General features: G+C 41.5%; 18 protein-coding genes and 1 pseudogene. 7 read left to right on the top strand and 12 right to left on the bottom strand.

The genetic code is table 11. The annotated features are described in order from the left end of the window. Positions 1-78: 78 nt before the first annotated feature. Complete coding sequence (locus ASL19_RS09335) at positions 79-423, top strand: DUF760 domain-containing protein (RefSeq protein WP_006277113.1); 345 nt, start codon at positions 79-81, stop codon at positions 421-423. Positions 424-558: 135 nt separating this feature from the next. On the opposite strand, the gene ASL19_RS09330 is transcribed toward ASL19_RS09335, so the two are convergent. The 11 genes from ASL19_RS09330 to ASL19_RS09280 all read right to left on the bottom strand — a co-directional run bounded on the left by ASL19_RS09330 (position 559) and on the right by ASL19_RS09280 (position 13204). Further along, on the bottom strand, positions 559-1128 hold the full coding sequence (locus ASL19_RS09330) for a peptidylprolyl isomerase (RefSeq protein ID WP_006277112.1): 570 nt from the start codon (positions 1126-1128) through the stop codon (positions 559-561). Between the two features lie 42 nt (positions 1129-1170). Beyond that, positions 1171-1632 carry a DUF29 domain-containing protein gene (locus ASL19_RS09325; protein ID WP_057178124.1) on the bottom strand — a complete coding sequence of 154 codons (462 nt, stop codon included), beginning with the start codon at positions 1630-1632 and terminating at the stop codon, positions 1171-1173. A 29-nt stretch (positions 1633-1661) separates the two neighbouring features. Next, positions 1662-2114, bottom strand: a complete 453-nt coding sequence (locus ASL19_RS09320; protein ID WP_006277110.1) for a DUF29 domain-containing protein — start codon at positions 2112-2114, stop codon at positions 1662-1664. A gap of 31 nt (positions 2115-2145) precedes the next feature. Beyond that, positions 2146-4368 (bottom strand): GumC family protein, encoded by a 2223-nt coding sequence (locus ASL19_RS09315; RefSeq protein WP_235528969.1) that lies wholly within the window; start codon positions 4366-4368, stop codon positions 2146-2148. A 241-nt stretch (positions 4369-4609) separates the two neighbouring features. Further along, positions 4610-5806 (bottom strand): RNA-binding domain-containing protein, encoded by a 1197-nt coding sequence (locus tag ASL19_RS09310; RefSeq protein ID WP_057178123.1) that lies wholly within the window; start codon positions 5804-5806, stop codon positions 4610-4612. Between the two features lie 4 nt (positions 5807-5810). After that, the gene (locus ASL19_RS09305) at positions 5811-7562 is read right to left on the bottom strand and encodes an NFACT family protein (RefSeq protein ID WP_057178122.1); all 1752 of its coding nucleotides are present in this window, start codon (positions 7560-7562) and stop codon (positions 5811-5813) included. Between the two features lie 12 nt (positions 7563-7574). Next, complete coding sequence (locus tag ASL19_RS09300) at positions 7575-7847, bottom strand: hypothetical protein (protein WP_057178121.1); 273 nt, start codon at positions 7845-7847, stop codon at positions 7575-7577. A 240-nt stretch (positions 7848-8087) separates the two neighbouring features. After that, a complete protein-coding gene (locus ASL19_RS09295) occupies positions 8088-8579 on the bottom strand; it encodes an RNA-binding protein (RefSeq protein ID WP_006277102.1) in 492 nt (163 codons plus the stop codon). Between the two features lie 171 nt (positions 8580-8750). Further along, the gene (locus ASL19_RS09290; protein WP_057178120.1) at positions 8751-10952 is read right to left on the bottom strand and encodes a M48 family metalloprotease; all 2202 of its coding nucleotides are present in this window, start codon (positions 10950-10952) and stop codon (positions 8751-8753) included. Positions 10953-10991: 39 nt separating this feature from the next. Further along, the gene (prfC, locus tag ASL19_RS09285; protein ID WP_057178119.1) at positions 10992-12617 is read right to left on the bottom strand and encodes a peptide chain release factor 3; all 1626 of its coding nucleotides are present in this window, start codon (positions 12615-12617) and stop codon (positions 10992-10994) included. 32 nt (positions 12618-12649) lie between these two features. Further along, on the bottom strand, positions 12650-13204 hold the full coding sequence (locus ASL19_RS09280; protein ID WP_057178118.1) for a GNAT family N-acetyltransferase: 555 nt from the start codon (positions 13202-13204) through the stop codon (positions 12650-12652). Between the two features lie 49 nt (positions 13205-13253). Here ASL19_RS09280 and ASL19_RS18615 point away from each other — a divergent pair. The 6 genes and pseudogenes from ASL19_RS18615 to ASL19_RS09255 form a co-directional block, all read left to right on the top strand. After that, a pseudogene (locus ASL19_RS18615) lies at positions 13254-14111 on the top strand (sulfurtransferase); the annotation flags it as partial. A gap of 30 nt (positions 14112-14141) precedes the next feature. Continuing rightward, positions 14142-15263 carry a histidinol-phosphate transaminase gene (locus ASL19_RS18610; RefSeq protein ID WP_057178146.1) on the top strand — a complete coding sequence of 374 codons (1122 nt, stop codon included), beginning with the start codon at positions 14142-14144 and terminating at the stop codon, positions 15261-15263. Between the two features lie 10 nt (positions 15264-15273). Then, positions 15274-16164: a tRNA (5-methylaminomethyl-2-thiouridine)(34)-methyltransferase MnmD gene (locus ASL19_RS09270; protein ID WP_057178117.1), complete on the top strand. Its 891-nt coding sequence runs from the start codon at positions 15274-15276 to the stop codon at positions 16162-16164. Between the two features lie 52 nt (positions 16165-16216). Next, positions 16217-18664, top strand: coding sequence for an endonuclease MutS2 (locus tag ASL19_RS09265; protein ID WP_057178116.1), 2448 nt, complete (start codon positions 16217-16219; stop codon positions 18662-18664). A 156-nt stretch (positions 18665-18820) separates the two neighbouring features. Next, positions 18821-19423, top strand: a complete 603-nt coding sequence (locus ASL19_RS09260) for a DUF3038 domain-containing protein (protein WP_369806395.1) — start codon at positions 18821-18823, stop codon at positions 19421-19423. 13 nt (positions 19424-19436) lie between these two features. Beyond that, on the top strand, positions 19437-20897 hold the full coding sequence (locus tag ASL19_RS09255; protein WP_057178115.1) for a DUF4335 domain-containing protein: 1461 nt from the start codon (positions 19437-19439) through the stop codon (positions 20895-20897). A 5-nt stretch (positions 20898-20902) separates the two neighbouring features. Here ASL19_RS09255 and bchD read toward each other — a convergent pair whose 3' ends face one another. Then, positions 20903-22912, bottom strand: coding sequence for a magnesium chelatase ATPase subunit D (gene bchD / locus ASL19_RS09250; RefSeq protein WP_057178114.1), 2010 nt, complete (start codon positions 22910-22912; stop codon positions 20903-20905). Positions 22913-22981 lie beyond the last annotated feature (69 nt).

Genomic DNA, 22981 nt, shown 5'->3' with positions numbered 1-22981 from the left:
GGTTTCTCACCCGGGCTACCCTTTTTCTTCCACTATGAGCTAAAGTAGGATTAGCAACTAAGGTAAGAAGAATTGCCAATGGTGTTTGATCCTGACTTTTTGAATGACAACTCTGAGGAACACGGTAATCAGGTTCTGAACGGTCAATTTGGGGAAAATCCAAACCAACTATTAAAATATTTACAGCATCAATCTCCTGACGTTCTAGCCCGTGTTGCCCAGTCCGTCACGCCGGAAATCAAACAGATTATCTCCCAAAATGTCCAAGGTTTGGTAGGAATGCTACCACCAGATCATTTTAATATCCAAATTACTACGGATAGGGATAATTTGGCTGGACTTTTAGCATCGGCCATGATGACCGGTTACTTTCTCAGACAAATGGAACAAAGAATGGAGTTGGACTACCTATCCAATCAATAGAAGTACCCACCTAAGAGAGCAGGGGATTGAAACAGCCTAAGTCCACATTACCTATCTAAGGATAGTTATAGCTATGTTGCTTAGACCTTACCCCTCCCCCACCTAAGAGAGTGGGGGGTCTCCAGGAGGGAACAATTACTGACGGAAAATTTCTACACTATCCAGGGTCACATCTTGGTTAGGGCGATCGCGCGTGGTAGAAACATTAGCGATCTTATTGACCACATCCATACCATCAACCACATAACCAAAAACACTGTGTCTTCGATCTAAATGGGGAGTTGGTCCTTCCGTAATAAACCACTGAGAACCATTAGTTCCAGGTCCTGCATTAGCCATGGATAAAATACCCGGTGCATCATGCTTTAGATCGGGATGAAATTCATCAGGGAACTTGTATCCGGGACCACCGGTGCCCCAACGACGAGCCAAATCGGGGTAAAGGGTGAGAGGGTCTCCACATTGAATCATAAAACCAGGAATCACACGGTGAAACCTGACACCGCTATAAGCGGAGGTTCCTTGCATAGATTTGCCAGTTTGTGGGTCTTTCCAGTCAATTGCTCCGGTTGCTAGACCAACAAAGTTTTTAACGGTGTTGGGGGCACGCTCTTCTTCTAGTCTCACCACAATTTTACCCAGAGAAGTATTTAGGTTGGCGTGAAGTTTTCCCTCACCGGCGATATTAATTTCTGGAAAGTTCATTACTTATCCTGCTTTTCAAACTGTCTTAGCTATTATATCTCATTATGGCAAACCCCAGGTTTCATCCAAGAACTCTCCTAGGTTCCCGAGGGGAGCAAGGGGGATTGTTTCCGTGGAAAGACTAGCTTGGGTGAGGACAATTTTTCTAGCATCTGCATAGGATTGATCAAGTATCTGTTCTAAATATGACCTTAAACTAGGACTATCTTCCAACTCTTGTCTGATTTGCTGGCGAAAATTGAGAATTTCTGATTTCCAGTGGTTAGCATTTCTTTCCACTTCCGTTTGCCAATATTTGAGCTTGAGCAAATGCTCAATAAGCCGTTTTAAGAGATTTTGCACTTTCCTCTTTTGTCTTCTACTCAGATCGAACACTTCCTCAATTAAATTATCCCAGTCTAGGGAAGAGAGATTTCTATCTTGTAACTGTTTAACAGTTTCCAATACCCATAAATGGTAATCAGCATTATACAAACTTCCAGTAGTTTTTTCCACCTCAATCATAGGTTCCACCTCACTGATAGCATGAGTAACTAGTTAATTCCGTTATTTTCCTCTTCTAGAACGAACGGGAATTTGTCATCCATTAAGGATTCCCAAGTGTAAGGACAAGCGGAGGGAAATAGCTCCTCGGGAAGATTTGTCTGTTTAATTGCTCCTTTGCGCCCATATTTATAACCTTTTGCAATCATTTCATCCAGCTGCTGTCTTAACCCAGGATTATCCTCCAATAAACGCTCTAACTGAATACGCTGTTTATCAATGGACATTTTCCAGCTAGGGGAACGGTGATTGGGTTGAAACTGCCATTTGAGCAGATGCAATGATAACTGCTCTATAGCTGATACAAGGGCTCTATATTCACTCCTTCCCAAATCTTCAATTTCCTCAATAATATGATCCCAGTCAACCTGCTGAAATTTTTTCTCCCGTAGTAATTGAGCTTGTTGTAATGCCCATGTGTAAAAGTCTTGATGGTACAGCATATAGTCTTAGTGTGGTTTGATCAAATGACCATTATCTTTTTATAGCCAGTGAGTCACCCTCCCGTTTGTCTTTTAAATCACCATAATAACCTCTATAATAATAATATCCTCCATATCCGCTATCTTCACTGACACCATTGACCACCATACCTAAAACTGGCACTTTTGACTGAATCAGTAATGAATTGGATGCTTTCACAGCTGAAGATTCTACCTGACCAGGGCGGACAACTAATAACACTCCATCCACCAACTTGCCCACAATCAGTGCATCAGCTACAGCAGTTAGGGGTGGTGTGTCAATAATTACAAAGTCATAGTCCTGGCGAGCTGCTGCGATTAAACTGGCCATGGATTGGGAATCGAGTAGCTTAACTGGATTGGGCGGAACCTTACCAGCTGTTAAAACATTTACCGAGGATACATCCTGTAAGCAATTTTCCAGTTGTGTTTGGGCAACTAGCACGTTACTGAGTCCCACAAAGTTGGGCAGTCCCCACACTTTGTGTTGACGGGGACGACGTAGATCCGCATCTACTATCAAGACTCTTTTGCCTAAATGGGATGCTGCTAGGGCTAAATTGGCCGATACAAAGGACTTACCTTCACTGGGAGAGGAACTGGTGAGTAAAATGACCCGCAATTCTTTATCCGTAGCAAAGCCCAGATTAGTTTGCAACATTTCAATGGATGTGCTAACAGGTGAATAGGGGTTGTCAAGAACGGGTAACTCTCTTTGATTTTCTTCCTGCTCTTGATTTTTCCGTCTTTTAGTGTTCTCGTACTGGGGAATAGTTCCCAACATGGGTAAATCTAGTATTCGATTTAACTCCTCAATATTCTTGACGGATTTATCCAAGGTTTCTAATAGTAGTGCTGTTCCCACACCCAAAACCAGACCTACAAGCGCCCCAATACCAATATTGAGTGCTGTTCTGGGGGAGATTGGTATTTCAGGAACTAACGCGCTGGATATGACCCTGGCATTACCAACATTTTGATTCTCCAGTACCTGAACTTCTTGTAATTGTTTTAATAATTGTTGATAAGTGCCTTGTGCTACCTGTAATTGTCTTTGCAGTTGCAGTTGTTGCTGCTCCAATCGGGGTAAGCTGTCTAAACGTCTTCTGTTAATGATAAATACACTCTGTAAAGCTTTAACCTGATTAGCTAGTGCTAGTCTTTCTACTTCCGATCTCACCAAATCTTGAGTTAGTCCTTGTTTTAACTCTCCTATTTGCAAGTTACTCTGTTGTAAAACTTCCGCATTACCTAGGGTTTGGGATACTCTCTCTTGCAATTGCTTTTTCAGGGCCTGTTCCTTGAGCTGCAAATTGACCACCTTGGGGTTGTCACTGGTATAGGTTGTTTCAGCTATAGCCAACTCCTGCTGGGTCTTCTGATATTCTGTCAGCACCTGCTGCACTCCTGGAATTTGACTGATGTTACTGAGAGCGACTGCTTGCTGGGTACTCAGTTGTAACTCATTTTGTAGTGCTAATGATCTAGTAGAAGCTGCTGCCAATTGACCTTGGGCTTGGGTAATTACCTCATCTATCTTACCCAGGGTTTCTATACCTACTTTAGCTTCCGCATCTAGGGCTACTACTCTATTAATTTCTTTAAACCGACGTAATTCCAGTTCTGCTTTAATAACTTGTTTTTCTATCCTTGGTAATTCCTGAGATAAGAATTTCCTTGCTGCTGTTGCTTCTGAACGATTGATGAGAATATTATTATCTAGGTAATATTTCATTAGGGTGTTGACTGTATCCGCTGCTTCCTGGGGGTTTGTACTATTATAAGAAAGCTCCATTACGTCCGTACCCCGAATTGTTTGCAGTTTCAGTTGTTTCAGAAACCGGTCAATTTCTATGGGTTCACCTTTGGTATTTTTTATCCCTAGTTGATTAATAGTCTTTGTAATCAGAGGATGGGAACGAATCACTTCCGCTTCTGTGTCTATAGGGTTACTATTATTTCCAATTCCTCCTAGTTCTCCCACACTTGTGGCTAAACTTGTTAGGGAAGAAACTCCATCTTTTTTCTCAAACAGCAGTTTTCCCTTGGCTTGGTAAACTGGTTTCTGGGAATAAGTGTAGGAAATGGCAGCCCCCAACACTGAGGCCATGACTAGTAATATTACTAGCCAACGTCTTTTAAGTATTAGCCAATATACTTGTAGATCAATTACATCTGTTTCCTCTTGGTTAATGGCCATATAAACTCCAGTCGCAATAACAGGTTCTACCATAACACAAAATATTAGCACAACAAAAAGACCAGCTTCCCACAGCTGGTCTCAAGAATGTTGTTCGTTTTTTCTTCTTAGTAGAGTCAAACCAAATTGCACGCGTCTAATATACAATGAGCAATGGTTAAACTGAACCGTTCGACGTAGTCAAAGACGTATTTTCCCGACTTTCTGTCATCAAGAATTGTAACAGAAGAATTGTAACAGTCGGTACAGATTTTGGAAAACGGCAAGAAATTGCTCAGTCCTCATCGCTCGTATAAGAGTTTGATGTGGCATCTATATGCTCTTTTTTATAGATAGTTGTTTTAAAAAATGCGTTGGTACTCTCAAAGTTAGGTAGAAGAAGGTTTTGAGAACGATAAAATTTGATGATTTTAAATAGTCCTCTCCCCAATCTATCCATCAGACCATAATCTTTGAGCATTTGGGCAATCAGAGGATTGCGATAATAGGAAATTCCAGCTAAAGCTCTCTCTAAGCTCAGGGTGTTAGGTAAACTACCAGGGGAAAATATTTCCAGGCGATCGCCAAATAAAGACAGACGAATACGTTGACCGAAAATAGACCAGTCTCGGTGGGCAAAAGCATTAACTAGTAGTTCTCTAATGACAAATGGTTGATAGTCAGGTAGGTCATGACGACGGGTTTCTTCTGGGTTAAAAATAGGAAGATGACGAGAATTTCTTCTGACAAAGGATTCACTAAATTCTATAGCTTCAGGAATGGTTTCGGTTAAGGTTAAACTATCAATTATAGGAGAGGTAATATCATTACCACTAAAGGCATTTAATTCAATTCCTGCTTGTGGTAATATTCTGGCTACTTGTCTGGAAAAAAAAAGACTTCCTGCAATGGTCAATCTTTCTTGTTCATCGATTATTTGTAGGTTATACCAGGTACGTGGGTTGTTCTCTTCTGCTGATAAATCTCTCATTTTTTGACAATAGTAACCCAGTCTTAATGGTTCTAGATCTATTATTCCCGTTCCGGGTAAGGAGGAAATCTCAAAGTGAAATTGTCCGCCATCTTGTAATAATCTGACCAATTCTTCTTGGGTTGGCTCAATGGCCACCGTACCCGCTCTAATATAATAGCGATTTAGGGATTTTACCTTATAAGGTTTGCACATACCTTTTTCAATTTCTATAACCACAATATATTTATCCTGATGAGGAATTGATATCAGTTCGGGAATTAATGGTGGTTGAATGTTATTGCGGCAAATTTGAATGATTCTCTCCATCAATTCCTGGGAATTTTCTACTCCTGAAATTTCGCCATTATCTTCCACCCCCACGAATATTGTCCCACCCTTCATATTAGCAAATGCCACAATTTCTTTGGCTAAACTTTCATTGCGAAAGCCACCAGATTTAAACTCTACCCGGGAATTTTCTCCCAGTTTAATTAGGTCTAAAAACCTACTAATAGACATACTTCTATACTCCCTGCTGCAAGTGATTAATTACCTGACTAATTTTCCCTGGGTTACCCCATATAATTTTCTCTTGCTTATAAATTACTAGTCCTGGCTTGGCACCTTTGGGTTTATATACTCTATTGGGTCGAGTATACACTACGGGAACCTGTTCGCTATGACGAGCGCGACTAAAATAGGCTGCTATGTTGGCTGTATATTTTAAATCCGCTTCTTCAGGAACTGTGCCAGGTGGCAATCTCAATAAAACATGACTTCCGGGTATTTCCTGCGCGTGAAACCACAGGTCATAATCCCCTGCTACTCTAAATGTTAAATAATCATTCTGATGATTATTACGACCAATTAAAATTTCTAACCCACTGGGGGTGCGATAATGGTGAAAATTATGGCTGACTGTTTCACTCTGACTGGGACGACGATATTCTAATTCCTCTAAGTACTTTTGTTCTATTAGTTCGTCTCTAATTTCTTCTATTGCTTCTAAATCTTCTTTTGTTTGATAACTATCTATTTGATTAATAGCAGCTTCTACTTGCTCTAGATACTCTATTTCTCTATTTACTTCCAGTAGTAAAGGATATACTGCATTTCGGGCGCGTTTCAATTTCTGATGTTGTTTATAAAACCGTTGGGCATTTTGCACAGCATTTTTGTCCGCTTCCAGGACAATCCTCTGGGGTTGATCTGTCTCAAAGTCTGGAAGGATAATTTCTGTCATACCTGGTTGCCATTGATGCAAGTGCGCCATTAACAAGTCAGCTTGCTGTTTGTACTTATCCGCATCCTCGGACTGTTCTAACCTATCCTTAAACGCTTTGGCTTTAGTATTTAATTTACCAAGAATATTTTGCAGTTTCTGGTTCAATTGATGGCGCAGTTGATAAAATCCTTGTTGATTAAGCTGCTGCGTATAATACTGATTAATGAGTTCTTGAATGTTCTCAACTGATTGGATTTCACCCCATCCCATAACAGTATAACCTTGGTTTGTCCACCCCGGTTTAAAATTACCCTCCTCTAGCCTCCGTAACCACTCTTGCCATTTAGCAAATAGTCTAGACCAGTCTTGATTAGTTAAACTGGTAGTGGTAGTTTCAGGAGATATGTGGGCTACTAATAACAGGGAGTCCAATAATGCAGCACTAACTCCACTATAACTTTTCAATATTTGCTTTTTAATACTTCCTGGGACTAAACTTACCCTTTCTTGCCATCTGGCCTCAGTTTCCGTTAAATTTGGTATATTCCCGGTAAGTTTGGGCGGAATTTCGTAGGGTTGACCAGTTTGAATAGGACGAACACTAGATTGTTGTTGACTCACCTGATGAGCAGCAGTAATGATTTCATTTTTGGCATCGGTAAGAATGACATTACTGTACTTACCCATAATTTCCACATACAAATGATAAAGGGGCGATTCCCCTGGACGACGGGCAAATTTTAGGTCTATTACCCTTTCCCAAGGGGCGATAAAGTCCATAGCTACTAGTGCTAACCCCCCTAACTGATGTACAAGCTGGTGGCTAAAGGTAAAAGTATCAGGAATACGTGGCGGCGGTTCGCCGATGCAAATACGAGTAGCTTGCGGATGCCATGATATATCTAGCCAGTCCCGCTTTTTCATGGTCCGCAGGGCCAGAGATATGGTGTGGCGATCGCGCTGGTAGACCTGTTCTGTACGAGCTGGTAGCCAGTTAGTTCTCAGTTGACTACAGATTGCGGTGAGGGTAGTGAAGTCGAGGGGTTGCAAAATAGTTAGAGATTATCCCCAAGGTGAGGGAATAGCTGTGGTGGATAAGATTTTACTGGCCATCAGTCTAATTGCAGTTTTACCACAATTGGGACAGGGAACTTCTAAGAACTGTGAGGATGTGATATCTACCTCACTCAAAATCCCTTGTCTACAATGCCAGCATTCAAATATGACCCTACTAACTGGTTGATTACAATCCAGTACTTTGATATGTTGTGAAGGGGTTGGTTGGGTTGATATTTTTCTGGGCTTAGGCAGTTGTTTAATTTCTTGGGTTTCCATATTTTTGCTTGTGCGTTAGCTGTATCCGATAGGTACACGCGCTTATTTTTTGGTTGTGTAACTCAACCTAAGTTGAACTACTGGTAAAATCATATTACAGCAACTGTTGAGTTGTCAACTTTGTTGGTTCTGCTCATTTCCATATTCCGCCTAATTTACATGGAAAAGATAGATATAGCCCATACAAATATTAGTTGTTGCATGGACTTGATTAACTTACCCCACTTCCCAAAGATAGGTTTACGGAGCAGTAGCAGTTAACATCTGCTTGATTTTTGTTAGCTGTTCAGCCCAGCGGGGATCGGGACGAATTGCATCCGTATCAACTGATGTTGTACTTTCCACAGGTGACCCACCACGCTTGGATTTTTTGGAACTTTTTTCACGACGACTCTGTTTGTTGGTGCTGGGAACTGGAGCTGGTGTACTAGAAGATTGTAGAACTGGTTTGGGGGTTTGCTCCTCACCCTCTTCACCTTTGGTTCTAGGTAATGCCTTTTCTAGTTTAATGGCCGCATCCTTGAACATTTGACCATTATATTTTTCGATAATTTGGTCTGCTTGGTCGTCATTGTTAACTGTCAAGAAGCCAAAACCACGACACTTACCTGTTTTTCTGTCTTTTATTAGTTTGGTAGTAACTGCATCACCCTCAGCAGCAAATACAGCTTGCAACTCTTGACGGTCAATTTCTTCTTTGGGTAAATTACCTATATACAGACGAACGGACATGAATTTTTCCTCCGAGGTTTACATGAAAGTGAGAAAAGAAAAGTATTGACTTTTGGCTCTTACATAGGCTCTTATATAAATGCTACTAATAAAATCGCCGCAAACCAATTTTTTTAATCCCATCTGTTAAACTATAGTTTCAAACGACATGAATACATGCTTCCAAAGTTTTTAAAGTCCACCGACAACAGGTTCCATTAATAGAATATAAGCACCCCAGAACTGAGCAATCAGTGCTATTACTGTTGACCAGATGGGATGGTGACCATAAATAATCTTACCATTTATGGTTTCTAAACTGTGAACATCAACCCAGGGTGTAGCTCCCCGTCGTAACCAACCCGTTAGGGTAATCTGCTCTCCCATTAGTTTTCGCCAGGTCGGGAACCATACATGGTGTAATTTGATTAAACCAATTTCCGATTCCAAAATTAGATCCTGACCTACACAGTTACCAGAACCCCTCCTACCCAAAAGTCTACCGGAGATTCGGATGTTGAGGCTATTAATTGGTAGAACTACAGGGTTAGTTAGGAATTTTAGCATTTGTTTTTCACTGTTTAGGTTCTCCGGTTTAATTCCGGGAAACAAGGCGTTTAACCTCACAATTGTGCCAATACTAAATCCAATCATTAAGAATCCTACCAAAAAAGACCACCCATCATAAATCCATTTTAAGTGAAACAGCTCCAACCCATAACCTATTTGCCAAGTTAACCACAGTATCACCCCCATTCCTAAACCTATAGGGATTCCTAAAAATGGGGCGATTTGTAATAAAAATGACTGCATTGTTATCTGGGGTGAATTTGGTTTCATCGGGTACAGTTCTGTATCTAAGTACCACTGGTGAGCAATTTGACACAGATTTTCCAGGCGATCGCCCAGGAGGGGATGGCTATTATTTAGTGTAAACCATTGGCGGTATGGTTGATTGTTTTCCCATATTAATAATGATTCCCAGGTGAATTGACCAGCAGTACTGCCTAAAAAAAGGCTGTGTTTATAATCTACAGGAGCAACTATATTTAAACTTTCTAGTTCCCAGCTTGTCTGTTGTTGATTTTTAATGTTTCTGGCTATGCCAATGGTAGTCTTTAACAGGGCGCGAATTAGTCCATTGGGATTTCCTGTCATTTCTACTGCCTGGCGATCGCTATTTTTGAAACGTAGGCGAGAATTAATGAAGGTTGTAGCGGTAAACAAACTCCAGATTCCATAACTCACACTACCCAACGCCGTGGTAATCCAGTGCCATAATATATTTTGATTTTTAGTTGACCAGATGGCTGTTTGCTGATAAATTAGGTAAAATGGTAGACTTATTAAAACAGCTAAGGACATAATCCCCAAACCCCAGGAGTCAATTTGCCCTAGGGCGAGGGCATAAACTGTCCCTATTTCATCCTCTGCTAGTTGTGTGAGCATTCCTTGGCTGACCACGATTCTGGCAGTCTGAGGTAGGTTTCCATAGGTAAATATAATTGGTACTGTTAGGGGTAGGATTTTTAGTTGAGGTAGGGGGAACTTTCTCAGTTGACAGGTTCTTTGGATAATCCTTACAGACTCTCGACTGTATCGGTGTAAAGCTTCCTTGGAAAATGCCTGTTGGTGATAGAATTTTGCCAGTAATCCATCCAATAACCAAGGAGACATTATAAATAATAACAGGAATAATAAGCTAGTTAAAATCAATAAAGTTGGGTTTACATATAAAAAAGGCAATGGATCTACATAAGGCAATCTATGTAAAACCTCATTCATTGAAATAAATATCAGGCTGATCACAAATTGCCAAATAAAAAATAAGGCCATCATAGTGATCATTCCTGGAATTGCAAAACGGATAAAGTGGTACTTCCGCAACGGTTGCCACACTTTAGCCCGTTTAGCCTGTCGCCAATAAATACTTGCTGTTTCTATGTTAGGACTATTAGCAATATTTGATTTAGTATTGGTACGCTCAACCTGATCAGAGTCCTCATAATCTTCATTAGATATGGTTTGTTTTGAATCTACTAAATGGCGGTCATTCTGTAAATTATACTGAGCAACTAAACGAGACTGTTTAGCTTGTTGTCTTTGTTGCCGCTTAATTAAATGTTCAATAGCAACCTTTGCCCATTGTTGTACCTGGGAATTAGTTGGTTGAGCATTATCATTACCAACTAAAGTCCTACACACAGCGATCGCCTTAGAAAGTTCCCCTGTGTGTGCATAAGCCATAACTAGACCCACTTGAGCCTGTAACTTAATATGATGGTTATCTGGTCTATTCACAATAGGCACAAGACTACTAATTGCCGCGTAGTAACTGCCTTGTTTAAGAGCAGACAAACCCTTCTCTAGAGAGGACTTTTGGGATGGAACCATAGGAGGAGTAGGAAAGAGTAAAAGAGCGATCGCTGGGGATTATTCGACAGTTTGCCCAGCGGAGAACACTGGTGCAATTGAGCTGAGTTTTAACTCTGGATGGTCTCCTTGTAATTGTTGACAGTTCCACTCGTTACGGAATAGTAAAACGGGTCTTCCCATAGAATCCTTCACCGTAATAGTATTAAATAAACGTCCTACCTTATTCAAAGTATCCCAACCACCATCTACCCATCGAGCTACGGTATATGGCAATAGGTCAAGGATCGTTTCCACACCATACTCATTTTGTAGTCGGAACTGAACAACCTCAAATTGTAACTGACCAACTGCTGCCAAAATCGGATCTCGTTTAGCCTCATCCGTTGAATACATAATTTGTACAGCACCTTCTTCTCTTAACTCAGAAACACCTTTTTGAAATTGCTTGAATTTTGATGGGTTAGGATTTCTTAAGGTGGCAAAAAGTTCTGGAGAAAAATAGGGAATTCCCTCATATTCTAGCTTTTGTCCCGTATAAATTGTATCCCCAATAGCAAACACACCGGGATTATTTAACCCAATCACATCACCCGGGTAAGCGACATCTATAGATTCTCTTTCCTGGGCAAAAAGTTTCTGAGGTCGAGATAGACGAACTGCTTTACCTGTGCGAGCATGATTGACTGTCATATCTTTTTCAAATTTGCCTGTGCAAACCCGGACAAAAGCGACTCTATCTCTATGTTTAGGGTCCATATTGGCTTGCAGTTTAAATACAAAACCCGTAAACTCTGGGTAAGTCGGTGCAATTTTACCTGCGCTGCTGTGATGATCTCCAGGTTTGAGGGCATATTCTAAAAAGCATTTAAGAAACAACTCCACCCCGAAATTGGTCATAGCACTGCCAAAAAATATGGGAGTCATTTTTCCCTGGTGGACTAAATCTAAATCCAGTTCTTCGCCAGCACCTTCCAGCAATTCTAACTCATCCTTGAGTTGGTGGTAAAGATCCTGATCTAACAATTCCTGAATTTTAGCATCTCCCAGATTGACCATTGTACTGCGAGCTTCCTTACTTCCATGGGCGCTCCGTTCAAATAGATGGATCTGGTTATGGTTACGGTCAAATACCCCTTTAAATCTATCTCCCATACCTATGGGCCAATTTACGGCGTATGTCTGTAAACCCAATTCCTGTTCAATTTCATCCAATAATTCCAGAGGTTCTCTCCCGGGACGGTCAAGTTTATTGACAAAGGTAAATATGGGAATACCTCTTAATTTACATACTTCAAACAGTTTACGAGTTTGAGGTTCTAGACCCTTCGCAGCATCAATTAACATTACCGCATTATCAGCTGCTGCTAAAGTTCTATAAGTGTCCTCACTAAAATCTTGGTGTCCAGGGGTATCCAGCAAGTTAATTTGACAGCTATGATAGACAAATTGTAAAACTGTAGAGGTAATAGAAATACCCCGTTGTTGTTCCATAGCCATCCAGTCAGAAGTCACCTTACGTTGGTCTCTTCGAGCTTTAACCGCCCCAGCTTCATGAATAGCACCCCCGTATAATAACAGTTTTTCTGTCAGAGTAGTTTTACCAGCATCCGGGTGAGAAATAATGGCAAAATTGCGCCGTTGCTCTACTGCTTGACTCAGTTCTTCAGTTAGTTCAATTGTCATAGTTGTTAGTAAGCTTAACTTGAGATATTATTTTACTTAAGACGTTTATGCAAAAAAAACTGTCGGGAGGGTAAGAAAAAATCCTGCCAACTGGACTCCACCCTATAGATTTCATATCCCATCTTCAAGTATAGCTTCCTAGCTTGATGATTTTTTTCCAAAACATGAAGATAAATGTCTTGAAATCCCCAACTTTTACACACTTGTTCACAACTAGTTAGTAAACTAGAACCCAAACCATATCTCCGATATCTTGGATCAACAGCCAAGTTAGACACATAAGGCGATAACCTGTTGTAGTTTGTCCAGCTATGGACAAATCGCACTCCCAGTTCTACTGTGCCAAGAACCTGATGGTTACCTGACTGGCTGGTATGGATAGCGACTAAACAAGTCTGGTGAGGCATTAATGTTTGGAGACGGTATCTGAGATCTTCATAAATGCCAATTTTAAACAATGGGAAGGCCCATCCCCATAAACCATTCTGGGAATAAAAGCTTTCGGTTATTATTTGGGCAATTCCAGACAAATCACTAGAAGTGGCCACACGAACTTGCCAATCACAAGCGTTTAAACTCACAAGCATTTAAGGGAGATGTCATTGTATTATCAATGTTGTTGAGATTCCTGGGAACATGAACCAATTAAAATATTGTCAGCAATTGTTTGTTAGTCCACAGTGGTTATTTGGTAATATTACCAATCCAGATAATAATACACAGGATGACTCGTGTATAGTAGTTGTGGATTGTCGATTTTCCCTGACGGATCCCCTACTGGGAAGGAGTCAATACCAGATGGGTCACATACCAGGTGCTTACTACTTGGATTTAAACCAAGATTTGTCTGGTGCGGTTGGTCAACATGGGGGAAGACACCCTTTACCAGATGTGTCTATTTTGGCTGATAAGCTGGCACAAATGGGGATTAATCATGGGGAATCTTTGGTAGTCGCTTATGATGATTCTCGATTGGCATTTGCATCTCGACTATGGTGGCTATTACGTTACCTAGGCCACGAAAATGTGGCCGTTTTAGATGGCGGTTTTTCCGGATGGCAAAGTTTGGGTTACCCCATCTCTAATATACCATCTACCATACCGGGAACCAGGGGAAATTTTACTCCCCACCCACAAGCAACAAAAATTGTGGATTTTAATTATGTTAAACATTATGTAGAACAAATTAATCAGTCTACACTAACAGAAAACAAACCAGTTTTAATAGACGCAAGGGAAGGCGATCGCTATCGTGGGGAAAGGGAACCCATTGATCCAATTGCTGGTCATATTCCGGGTGCTATAAATTACCCTTGGCAAGGGGTAACAAATGGCCAGGGCTATTTAGTGTCAGAACAAGGAGAAAGATGGCAAGCAATAGCAAATAGTCCGGAAATCATTGTTTATTGTGGTTCAGGTGTCACCGCTTGTGTTAATTTGCTATCCTTAGAAATGGCGGGAATTTCCACTGCTAAACTTTATCCTGGTAGTTGGAGTGATTGGATTAGTTATCAGACAAACAATATGTTTTCTTTTATTCGCCCGGATTTATCCGAATTCACATCTTATAAACCTCATCCCAGTAGTGATACGTTAGAACCAGTAAAGACTGAACTGGATAGGCTTGATACTAATGAAAGTCCTTACGATTTGCCACAGGAAATTAAGAAAAAACTGGCTGAGACTTTTCAATACACTATAGAGTCTAATCGCTATCCCGATGGAGGGCACGAAGCACTAAAAGCGGAAATAGCTCAATATGTGAGTGAATCCGCTGGTCTATCTTCTGATTCTTTCAGTGCTGTTAACATTTCTGTGGGTAATGGTTCGGATGAGTTAATTCGTTCCCTACTAATTTCCACCTGTTTGGGAGGAGCAGGCTCTATTTTGGTTGCCAATCCTACCTTCTCCATGTACGCTATCCTGGCACAAACCTTGGGTATTTCCGTAGTTAGTGTGGGTAGGAACCATGATCACTTTGAAATGGACTTAGCTGCTGCTCAAACAGCTTTAAAAGGAGCAAATCCCCCCGTGCGGGCGGTTTTTGTTGTCCATCCTAACTCTCCCACCGCCAACTGCTTGACCATATCAGAGTTAAATTGGTTGCAAGGTTTACCACCGGACATATTAGTGGTTATTGATGAGGCTTATTTTGAATTCAGTCAAAACACCCTGGTAGAAAAATTAATCAAACATCCTAATTGGGTAATTTTACGGACATTTTCCAAAGCTTTTCGACTGGCCGCCATGCGGGTAGGTTATTGTGTAGGTCATCCCCAAGTAATTTCTATTTTAGAAAAGGTTCGTCTACCCTATAATTTACCGAGTTTTTCCTTAGCTGGTGCTTTGGTGGCACTACAAAATCGCCAACTTTTACTGAGTTCTATCGTTGAAACTCTCACAGAAAGAGATAAATTGATTCGAGATTTATCCACACACCCCATTTTAGAGGTAGTTCCCAGTAATACTAATTTTATTTATGTCCGGTTAAAACACAATCATTCCCCCGATGGAGTGTTAAAAACCATCAGTCAGAAATTAAGGAGTCAAGGTACTCTAATTAGATTATTACCTGGTGGATTACGAATCACCATAGGGACACCCGAGGAAAATGCCCGCACATTAAACAGACTTGGGCAAATCTGAGAGAAATACTATGGATTTTCTACCCCAGGTCACAAAAGATGGTTCCCTCACTTTTTTCTCTGGAGAGTTTCAAGAGTCTTTCCACAGTCTTTATGGTGCTAAACAGGAGAGTTTTCTCAAGTTTGTGATTCCCACTCAAGTACCCCTATTCGCCCAAACAGGAAATGTTAAAATTTTAGATGTTTGTTACGGATTAGGTTACAACACCGCCGTAGCGTTACAATCTATTTGGGGAGAAAATCCCAATTGTCGGATAGAGGTTATAGGTTTAGAGTCGGATCCTCTGGTTCCCCAAGCCGCAATTTGTCACAATGTTTTTGCCGATTGGCATCAAGAGCATAAACTAATTTTGAGGGAGATTGCCTTTAAACACTGTTATCAAGATGATAATTTAAGTGTTAGACTAATTATAAATGACGGGAGAAAATCCATTCAGGAGGTATTTTCCTCTGGTTTTTTAGCAGATGTGATTTTTCTAGATCCTTTTTCTCCACCCCATTGTCCCCAACTATGGACTGTAGAGTTTATTAAAAAGGTTGCTCTTTGCTTGCAACCAGGTGGATTGCTGGCAACTTACTCGTGTGCTGCTGCTGTTCGTACAGCTTTAATGTCTGCTGGATTGATAATTGGCTCTACCACTCCTGTGGGAAGACGCACTCCAGGAACCATTGCTGGTTATGCTCCACATCAGCACAAGTACATCACAGAAACTTATCCCCTGGGTGCAGCAGAAATAGAACACTTAAAAACCCGTGCGGCCATTCCCTATCGTGACCCTCAACTTCAAGACCAAGCTCCTGATATCATGAAACGACGAGAACAGGAAGTTCTCACATCTACTCTAGAATCTACTTCTCAGTGGAGAAAAAGATGGCTGACAAATCACCCCCCAACTCAATAAAAGATAAAACTATTTAAGTCTACATTTAAACTCAGTTAAAACTTGACAATTCATGATAGCAACGGAAACTTTAGAATTATTAGAATGGTCTAGGCTTTGTCAACATCTTTCTAGCTTTGCTGCAACTAAGTTAGGCACAATAGTTACTCGCTCCCTACCAATTCCATCCACACTGGAGGAAAGTGAAGGGTTATTGTGCCAAACCAAGGAGGTGTATCAGTTAGAAAGCCAACTGATTTCAGGATTATCTTTTGAGGGAATTCAAGATATTGGTGATTCCCTAGAAAGAGCTGAACTTCATGGTTTGTTATCAAGTGAAGAACTGTTGGCTATAGCTACTACCTTAGCAGGAGCAAGAAATTTACGTCGAGTAATTGATAATCAGGAAGATTTACCCATTCTCTGTAATTTGGTCTCCCAATTGCGAACTTATCCTGAGTTAGAGCAGGAAATTCATCACTGTATCGATGAGCGGGCCCAGATTGCAGACCGCGCTAGTCAAAAATTGTCCGAAATCCGCGAGGATTTACGTAAATTACGTAGTCAAATTACCCAGAAACTCCATAATATTATTCAAGTTAAGTCTAATGCTCTACAGGAACTGATTATTACTCAAAGAGGCGATCGCTATGTATTGCCTGTTAAAGCACCACAAAAAGATGCAGTTCCCGGGATTGTTCATGACTCTTCTACTAGTGGTGCTACCTTGTATATTGAACCCAATAGTATTGTTTCTATGGGCAACCAATTGCGTCAAACCTTAAAACGAGAACAGGTAGAAATAGAAGCCATACTGAGAATATTAACTACAAAAGTAGCAGAAGTAAAACCGGATTTAGAAAAGTTACTAGCCATTGTCACCACTATAGATGTAGCTGCAGCTAAAGCTAGATATAGTCTTTGGATAGAGGGTAATCCGCCTAGATTGATTCACCCTTCCATACCAGGAGGTTCATCTTCCGAAATTATCACTCTGCGGCAATTACGTCATCCTTTGTTAGTTTGGCAACAAAAACACGAACAGGGACATCCAGTGGTTCCAGTAGACTTACTAATTAGTCCCCATATTAAAGTTGTCACTATTACTGGACCAAATACCGGTGGTAAAACTGTAACCTTGAAAACTTTGGGTTTGGCCGCATTAATGGCTAAAGTAGGTTTATTTATTCCCGCACGTGAACCGGTGGAAATACCCTGGTTTAGTCACGTTTTAGCTGATATTGGAGATGAACAGTCCTTGGCACAAAGTTTATCCACCTTTTCTGGTCATATTCGTCGCATTAGTCGCATTTTAAATGCTATTGGCGAAGAAAGACAGTCCTCACCCTACCAAACCAGTCATTCCCTGATTCTTTTGGACGAAGTAGGAGCAGGTACTGATCCAGTGGAAGGTAGCGCCCTGGCGATCGCACTGTTGAAATATCTTGGAGATCACGCTCAATTAACCATTGCCACTACGCACTTTGGGGAATTAAAATCCTTAAAATATGAGGATATTCGTTTTGAAAATGCCTCAGTAGAATTTAATGAAACCACCCTTTCTCCCACCTACAGATTATTGTGGGGGATTCCGGGACGTTCTAATGCGCTGGCCATAGCTTTGCGGTTGGGGTTAAAACCAGAGGTAGTGGAGAATGCTAAAAGCCAACTAGGAGAAACAACGGATGAAGTTAATCAAGTAATTGCAGGACTAGAAGCTCAAAGACGGAGTCAGGAAACAAAAGCTGCAGCGGCCCAGGAACTACTCAAGCAGACGGAGAAATTATACAAAGAAGTTTCCCAGAGAGCCACAGCGTTAGAAGAAAGGGAAAAAGATCTGCGAGCTTCCCAAGAGATAGCGGTACAGAAAGCCATTACTCAAGCCAAGGGAGAAATTGCCCAGGTAATTCGCCAGCTCCAACAAGGTAAACCCACAGCTCAAGATGCACAAAAAGCAACTAAGTTACTAACTGAAATTGCGGATAAATACCAACCGGTAGCTCCCCCAAAAGTGAAACAAGGATTTATCCCCGAACCTGGTGAAAGGGTGCGCATACCTAAATTAGGGCAAACTGCCCAGGTAATATCTGCTGCGGATGGAAATGGGGAATTGACAGTGCGATTTGGAATGATGAAAATGACGGTAAACCTGGAGGATGTGGAATCCCTAGATGGGGAAAAACCATTAGTACCCAGCAAAACCAAGGTCCCACTTGCTGTAGTTTCTGGGCAAAAACAAGAACTTATAGCAGCATCATCAACATCGACTGAGAATTTAGAGATGCGCACATCCAAAAATACTGTTGATTTACGCGGAAAAAGGGTAGGGGATGCTGAATATATCTTAGACCAAGTTATTTCCCAAGCAGCAGGACCAGTATGGATTATTCATGGACATGGAACTGGTAAACTAAAACAAGGAGTTCATGAGTTCTTGCAACAGCACCCTAGGGTCAGTCATTATGAAGCAGCATCCCGGGTGGACGGTGGTACTGGTGTAACTATCGCCCATATCAAATAGGCAAAACTTAAAAACTTCTCACAATTAAGACAATAAATTTTCATTTCCCATAAAACCAAGACCTATTCTCTTGTTTAAACTGGGTAGTTGAGTCAACCAAAACCAATCAATCTTTGTTGTTGTCATGCTTGATAGCTTTTATTTACCGGATCACCTATGACAAAAGTTATGCAATCGACTGATAAGTCAGTCAAAGCCAATTCCCCATGGCAAGAATTAAGTCAGTTTCCAACTCCTAACTCGGTAGAATGGGATAACATTAAAACTCAATTGGATTTAGTGCTTTTAGCCCTGGAAACTTTAACTGGTATTGGCTCAGATGCGATGTTATCTGCAGCTACCCATCTGGATTTGGAATCAAAAGTACCCGATAGAATAGCTTTATGGCGATTACGCCAATCTAACCCCCTACGCAAAAGTCCAGGAGGGAGAAAAAAGCTAGATGTGGATGAGGCTAGATCTCTGGTTTTAATTACTTGTTATCTTGCTAAACAACATCAAGAGTTAATTCGGCGCGCTGTAGGTTTATTAGAAAAAATAGCGGCTAATCACCAACAACTTCATCAAAATGCTTTACTGGCAGATTATACAGATAACTTCTGCAATGTTTACCAGGAAAGAATGGAGGAAGATGATAAAATTTCTACTGATTTGTTGACTAATTTAGCAGTTAAACTACTGATAGATTTACTCTTTTATAGCTCTCCTACTGGACATCGCCGACTCTGGTTAACATTGCTAGACCGTTCCACAAGATAATGGTATTTTTACTATGCCTGGATCCAATTCTGTTGTTCGCCGTTATACACCGCCCACTTGTACGTTAGAAATTCTAGCGGAAAGCTCACCCTTATCTCGTTGGATGAGTCAAACTGTGGTGGATCAGCTACGTTTTCAATTGCATTTTGATGATCCAACTTTACCACAAGATTTGAGAATACCTATTGAGGGTAATCGGGAACAGTTGGAGGTTTTATGTAATGCTGTAAGCAGCTACGTGCAGCAACTTTTGCAAGAGTCATCCGATAGGTTTTGTGTGATTTTTCGGGAATCTACACCTTCCAAACCCCCTACGTTACCCTCGGAAGCGGAAGATATTGCTTCTAGTGCGTCTCCAGCATCTGCTTCCCTTCCCCATCATAGGGATAATACGGGGGTTTTAGAGGCTACTATTTATCTAGAATTCCAGGAGAATCTAACTCATAAACTATACCTAGGTTCCCTAGCTACCCAAAGATCTGGACCGGTGATTGAACTGACTCTATTACAGTTATTTGATTTATCTAGTGCTTTGGATGAGTATTCTGCTGATATAATTGCATTACCAACTATGGGAGCTGAAAGGTTCATAAGTTCCAAATTGCCCAGATGGGCTCCTGTAGCAGCAGTGTTAACTTTGGCTTTGGGTCTAACTCCCTTCACCTGGCAATATGCTAGTAATATGCGCTCGGTGCGAGTAAGTGAGCAACAAAAACCTCAAGAACCTATGTCAACCGGGGCACCTACTATGAACCCGGATGCTGGTGTTAAGTCACCTGATTTAGCTGACCTACCTTCTGGTTTACCCAATTTTAATTTACCCAGTCCTAACCAGGAAAATTTGGATGTTCTTAGATCGGGCACAGTCTTCCCCACACCAACCCCTGGTACAACAGGTAAAAATCCCCTAAAAACACCAGAAATTGCAGGAGACATTATCCCTAATAGTCCTAATAGCACCCAAGTGCCCCCTAAAATACTGGGATATCCTACAGATCCACGAATACAAGGTAGAATGCCTAATTCTAACATACCTCCGGGAGATGTCAACAGGTTACCCGACAGTCTACCTAATCCTTCCCTACCTCAGACACAACCATTAAATAGAAGTAATAGAACTGGGGAGAATGACACAGCAGGAACTGCAAAACAAGACCTAACCACCATAACCAGTCAGGAAAACAAATCTTACGATACACCCCAAGTAGCAGAAGCAGGAAAGTATCTTCAAGGTAAATGGCGCCCACCCGCAGATTTTACTCAAACCCTAGAATATAGTGTTACCCTGGAGGTTGATGGCACAATTCAGCGGATTTTGCCCTTAAATCAAGCTGCTAGAGAATACATTGATAATACAGGTATGCCAGAAATTGGTAAACCCTTTGTTTCTAGTAATAAAGCAGGAAAAACTCTCAGAATTAGAGTTGTTTACTCCCCCGATGGCAAAGTCAAAACCTTTACAGAAACTCCATAAGTCCCCTACTTTCTCATCTCCTCCATGGCCCCCCTGGCCATAGCTGCGATCGCTCTATCAGTTGCTTTCGGTAGTTGATAATATTTGCCTCCCGCTGTTTTCGCTAGTTCTTTGGCAAAACCAGTTGAAACAAATTTACTTTCTGTATCTATTACCAGTAACTGCATCCCGGAAGCTCTAATCCTCCCTGCAATATCTAGGAGCTCTCCCTTAATATCTGGTTTTTCTCCTGGTTCCTGGGACTCCCCTAGGGATCTGGAGAGCGGTATATTACCTCTACCGTCGGTAATTGCCACTATCACCACTTGTCCAATGTCTCCTCCCATTTGGGCGTTGACACCCACTCTGACCGCTTGGGTTAATCCATGGGCCAAGGGGGAACCACCTCCACAAGGTAATTTTTCTAACCGGGTTTTTGCTAAAGCAATAGACCGGGTAGGAGGTAATAACACTTCCGCTTGTTCTCCCCTAAAGGGAATTAGGGCAATTTGATCTCGGTTTTGATAGGATTCAGTTAAAAGTTGCATTACTGCTCCCTTAGCTGACTGCATTCTATTTAAAGCCATTGAACCGGAAGCATCAACAACAAATACTACCAGGGCACCAGCTTTTCTCACTAACCGTTTTGTTCGCATATCCCCCTGTTCCACTATCACCCTTTTCCCTGGCTGTCGTAAACGACGCGCTTTTTGATATGGAGCGGCAGCTCTTAAAGTAGCATCAACGGCAATGCGTTTAACCTTGCCCTTGGGTAACATAGGTTTGATATAACGGCCCCTATCTTCTGAAAATATCAGACTGCGACTGCCCGATTTTCCTTGTCTTTGAGCCATCTGGGTGAAATATAGTACCTCTGGATCGAGAATTACTCCCTCGGGGTCAAAAACAAACTCTTGGGGAATATCTGGAGGTTCCTGTTGCTCCTCTTGTTGTTCTTGTTGTTGTTCCTCTTCTTGTTGCTCCTCTTGTTGTTCTGGTGAGTCCTGCTGATTTTGGGGTGGTGGTGGTGGTGGTTGGTCTGGTGGTGGAGTTTGAATAACCGTGGTTCTGGGAACTATAACTAATTCTACTGCACGGCGTAGGTCTTCAGCACTAACACTATTACGTCCATCCAATGCTGCTGATGCTTTAGCAACACGGACAGCAAATAATTCTGCTCGGTGTCCTTCCACTCCTGCACGAATAGCTTCGTTGACCAGGTAGGTAATCTGCTCGGAGGAGATAGTTACTTCTTTTAACCATTCCCTGGCCAGTAATATTTGGGTTTTGAGAGAGTCTATATCCTCATTGTATTGCTGTATGAATTCTTGAGGAGATATGGAATAAGCGATCGCCTGTTCAACTGCTTGCACTCTTTGGTCTAACCCGAGTACTCCGTCTGCACTAAGAGCTATAGCGATTCTATCAAGGAGATGTTCTCTCAGGGGGCCTTCTTCAGGGTTATAGGTAGCAATAAAAAGGGGTTTACAGGGGTGTTGAAAACTTATCCCTTCCCTTTCTATTTGGTTACGTCCTTCCGAAAGGACGGCCAACAATTGATTACTAATTTGATCATCGAGCAAATTGATTTCATCTATATATAATACACCCCGGTTAGCGGTAGCTAGAAGTCCTGGTTGAAATACGGTTTTACCTTGTTTGACCGACTGCTCCACATCTACTGAACCTAAAAGCCGATCCTCCGTTACTCCCAGGGGTATTTGTACAAAAGGGACAGGTATAATTTCTGTGACTATTTCCTCTGACGTTTGTGCCACTAGTTGGTCATCCCAGGATTCTGGTTGTTCTGGATCACAATTGCTCATGGAGTCTTTGACAACTTCTATCCCTGGTAATAAAGCGTGAATACCTCGTGCCATAACCGATTTAGCCGTACCACGACGACCAGCAATTACCACACCTCCCAAACCGGGATCTACTGCTGCTAATAGCAGGGCAGTTTTAATTGCCTCTTGACCGACTACAGCGGCAAGGGGAAAAGCTGTGACTTTTGGAGTAGTTGTGGGTGTTGGCATTCTCGGTTTAGTGGTTATCATGTTTTTGAGGATAGCATTTATTTGAGTATTTGGATTTTCTTAGGGATA

This window comes from Cylindrospermopsis sp. CR12 (assembly GCF_001432185.1).
GTDB lineage: Bacteria > Cyanobacteriota > Cyanobacteriia > Cyanobacteriales > Nostocaceae > Raphidiopsis > Raphidiopsis raciborskii.
Note: the sequence above shows the minus strand (reverse complement) of the source record. Positions and strands in the feature narration are given on the sequence as shown.